Raw genomic sequence first — 3800 nt, forward strand, 5'->3', positions numbered from 1 at the left:
GGGTTGTCGCGGTCGGTGCGCCTCTCGCGCGGTTACCCGCGCTCGCGGCGACGCGACACTGGGTTGTCGCGGTCGGTGCGCCTCTCGCGCGGTTACCCGCGCTCGCGGCGACGCGACACGGCCGCGGCGAGCGCACCGCCCGCCGCCCCCAGCGCCAACGCCGACGGCACGCCGATCCGGGCGGCCTTGCGGGCGGTGCGAAAGTCGCGGATCTCCCACCCCCGTTCCCGGGCCAGCGCCCGCAACTGCGGGTCCGGGTTGACGGCGACCGCCGTGCCAACCAGCGACAACAGCGGCAAGTCGTTGATGCTGTCTGAGTAGGCGGTACATCGCTTGAGGTTCAAGCCCTCACGGATGGCCAGCGAGCGCACAGCGTGGGCCTTGCCGGTGCCATGGAGCAGTTCGCCGACCAGCCTGCCGGTAAACACCCCGTCGACCGACTCGGCGACGGTGCCCAGCGCGCCGGTCAGCCCCAGTCGGCGGGCGATCGTGATCGCCAGCTCGTACGGGGTGGCGGTGACCAGCCACACCTGCTGGCCGGCGTCAAGGTGCATCTGGGCGAGCTCCCGCGTGCCCGGCCAGATCTTGTCGGCGATGATCTCGTCGTAGATCTCCTCACCAAGCGCCTCCAGCTCGGCCGTCGAGCGACCTTCGATGAACGCCAGCGCTTTGCGCCGGCCCGCGGCGACGTCGTCGCTGTTCTCTTTGCCGATGAGCTGAAACTTGGCCTGTGCATAGATGAATCCGAGTACGTCGCGGTAGGTGAAGTACTTGCGCGCGGCCAGCCCCCGACCGAAATGCAGCAGCGACGAGCCCTGCACCAAAGTGTTGTCGACATCGAAGAATGCAGCCGCGGTCAGGTCGACGGGCGGCTGCGGCGGGATCTCGGCGGTGGTGTCGGCGCGCAGCTCGTCGAGCGCGCGCTGGGCGCTGGCGTCCCCGCCCAGCGCTTCGAGGTCGACACGGCCAGTACCTGTGCTGCCTGGATCACTGGAAGCCACCGTCAACCTCCTTTCCCGCTCTGGCACATAGTCGCTTCAACCCTATCTGGCCTGCGGGGACACCGGGTGTCAGCGTTAGCGGTGCCACACTGGTGCGGTGAGCCGTCACCGAGTGGAGTTGCTGACCCGGGCCGGCTGTCTGATCTGCGCGCGGGTGTACGACCAGCTGGCCGAGCTCGCCACCGAGCTCGGCTTCGAGCTTGCCGCGACTGACGTCGACGCCGCCGCGGCGGCCGGCAACCCCGGGCTGCGCGCCGAGTTCGGCGACCGGCTGCCGGTGGTCCTGCTCGACGGCCGCGAACACAGCTATTGGGAGGTCGACGAAGACCGCCTGCGAGCAGATCTCGCGTGACCGGGTTGGGCGGTGAGCAAATTTGGTAGCACAACTGTTAGACGTTTACCGTAGAAGGCAGTTCGTTGGCGAAAGCAAGGGAGCAGGCCAGGTGATGCTGCCGTGAGCGTCCTGCTCTTCGGGGTTTCACACCGCAGCGCGCCGGTTGCGGTTCTCGAACAGCTGAGCACCGACGAATCCGACCAGATCAAGATCACCGACAGGGTGCTGCAGTCGCCGCTGGTGACCGAGGCGATGGTGCTGTCCACCTGTAATCGGGTCGAGGTCTACGCCGTGGTGGACGCCTTCCACGGCGGCTTGGCGGTGATCGGGCAGGTGCTCGCCGACCACTCCGGCATGTCGCTGGGCGACCTGACCAAATATGCCTACGTCCGCTACAGCGAGGCCGCCGTCGAGCATCTTTTCGCGGTGGCCAGCGGCCTGGATTCAGCGGTGATCGGCGAACAGCAGGTGCTCGGTCAGGTGCGACGGGCCTACGCCACCGCCGAAGCCAACCGCACAGTGGGCCGAGTGCTGCACGAGCTGGCGCAGCGCGCGCTGGCGGTCGGCAAGCGGGTGCACTCCGAAACCTCGATCGACGACGCGGGCGCGTCGGTGGTCTCGGTCGCGCTGGGTATGGCCGACAGCAAGCTGGGCGGGTTGCACGGCAAGACCGCCGCGGTGATCGGCGCCGGTGCGATGGGCGCCCTCTCCGCGGGTCATCTGACCCGCGCCGGTATCGGACATGTCCATGTGGTCAACCGCTCGCTGCCGCGGGCGCAGCGACTGGCCCGCAAGGTCCGCGAGACGGGCACGCAGGCTGAGGCGATGGGACTGGACCGGCTGCCCGCCGCGCTGGCCGACGCCGACGTTGTGGTCAGCTGCACCGGCGCGGTGCGCCCAGTGGTGTCGCTGGCCGACGTCTACCACGCACTGGCCGCTGCCCACCGCGACGAAACCGCCCAGCCGCTGGTCATCTGCGACCTGGGCATGCCCCGCGACGTCGACCCGGCGGTGGCCGGGCTGCCGGGCGTCTGGGTCGTCGACATGGAGCGCGTACAGCGCGAGCCGTCGGCGCGCGCGGCGGCCGCCGACGCTGAAGCCGCCCGTCACATCGTCGCCGCCGAAGTTGCCACCTATTTGGCCGGCCAGCGAATGGCCGAGGTGACCCCGACGGTGACCGCGTTGCGCCAGCGGGCCGCCGACGTGGTCGACGCCGAGTTGCTGCGGCTGGAAAACCGGCTGCCTGGGCTCGACGCCGCCCAGCGCGACGAGGTGGCCCGCACCGTGCGTCGTGTGGTGGACAAGCTGTTGCACGCGCCCACCGTGCGGATCAAGCAACTGGCCAGCGCGCCCGGCGGCGACAGCTACGCCGAGGCGCTGCGCGAGCTCTTCGAACTCGACCAGACCGCCGTCGACGCCGTCGCCACCGCAGGCGAATTGCTCGACGTAACAAGCGAATTCGAAGCCGATACCACTCGCGCGGGCGGCACCGGTGGCCGACCTGCGTCTGCCGAGTAGCCGTTGGGCCGACGTGATCCGGATAGGCACCCGGGGCAGTAGGTTGGCCACCACTCAGGCCGGTAGCGTCCGAGACGCCCTCGTGGCCAACGGCAATCCCGCCGAGTTGGTGACGATCACCACCGAGGGCGACCGGTCGAGTGAACCCATCGCCACCCTCGGCGTCGGTGTGTTCACCACCGCGTTGCGCGAGGCCATCGAAGAGCGCCGCGTCGACGCCGCAGTGCACTCGCACAAGGATTTGCCCACCGCCGACGACCCCCGGTTCCTGGTAGCAGCGATACCCGTGCGTGAAGACCCTCGCGATGCGGTGGTGGCCCGCGACGGGCTGGTGCTGGCCGAGTTGCCGACCGGCTCCGTGGTGGGCACCTCGTCCCCGCGGCGGGCCGCGCAGCTTAGAGCATTGGGTCTCGGTTTGGAAATCCGCCCCCTACGAGGCAACCTAGATACCAGGTTGAGCAGGGTAAGCAGCGGTGATCTTGACGCAGTCGTGGTGGCCCGGGCCGGTCTGGCCCGGCTGGGCCGCCTCGACGATGTCACCGAGACGTTGGAGCCGGTCCAGATGTTGCCGGCCCCGGCGCAAGGTGCGCTCGCCGTCGAGTGCCGTGCCGACGACACGGAGCTGGCGGCGCTGTTGGCAGAGCTCGACGACGCCGATACCCGTGCGGCGGTCACCGCGGAGCGGGCTCTGCTGGCCGAACTGGAGGCAGGTTGCTCCGCACCGGTGGGTGCGATCGCCGAGGTGGTCGAGTCCATCGACGAGGACGGCCGGGTCTTCGAGGAGCTGTCGCTACGCGGCTGCGTGGCGGCGCTGGACGGATCCGACGTGATCCGCGCGTCCGGTATCGGCAGTCCCGATCGGGCACGAGAGCTGGGGCTCTCGGTGGCCGCGGAGCTGTTCGCACTGGGCGCCCGGGAACTCATGTCGGGCGCGCGGTGAGAGCAGC

General features: G+C 69.7%; 4 protein-coding genes. 3 read left to right on the forward strand and 1 reads right to left on the reverse strand.

Going from position 1 to position 3800, the window contains the following annotated elements:
• Positions 1-92: 92 nt before the first annotated feature.
• A complete protein-coding gene (locus VFA16_RS08500) occupies positions 93-1001 on the reverse strand; it encodes an HAD-IB family hydrolase (RefSeq protein WP_324967388.1) in 909 nt (302 codons plus the stop codon).
• A gap of 97 nt (positions 1002-1098) precedes the next feature.
• Between VFA16_RS08500 and VFA16_RS08505 the strand changes: the two genes are divergently transcribed.
• The 3 genes from VFA16_RS08505 to hemC all read left to right on the forward strand — a co-directional run bounded on the left by VFA16_RS08505 (position 1099) and on the right by hemC (position 3793).
• The gene (locus VFA16_RS08505; protein WP_324967389.1) at positions 1099-1353 is read left to right on the forward strand and encodes a glutaredoxin family protein; all 255 of its coding nucleotides are present in this window, start codon (positions 1099-1101) and stop codon (positions 1351-1353) included.
• 102 nt (positions 1354-1455) lie between these two features.
• On the forward strand, positions 1456-2853 hold the full coding sequence (locus VFA16_RS08510) for a glutamyl-tRNA reductase (RefSeq protein ID WP_324967390.1): 1398 nt from the start codon (positions 1456-1458) through the stop codon (positions 2851-2853).
• A 13-nt stretch (positions 2854-2866) separates the two neighbouring features.
• The gene (hemC, locus tag VFA16_RS08515; protein WP_324967391.1) at positions 2867-3793 is read left to right on the forward strand and encodes a hydroxymethylbilane synthase; all 927 of its coding nucleotides are present in this window, start codon (positions 2867-2869) and stop codon (positions 3791-3793) included.
• Positions 3794-3800 lie beyond the last annotated feature (7 nt).

Origin of the sequence: Mycobacterium sp. (assembly GCF_035653355.1) — a bacterium.
In the GTDB taxonomy this organism is placed as follows: Bacteria; Actinomycetota; Actinomycetes; order Mycobacteriales; family Mycobacteriaceae; genus Mycobacterium.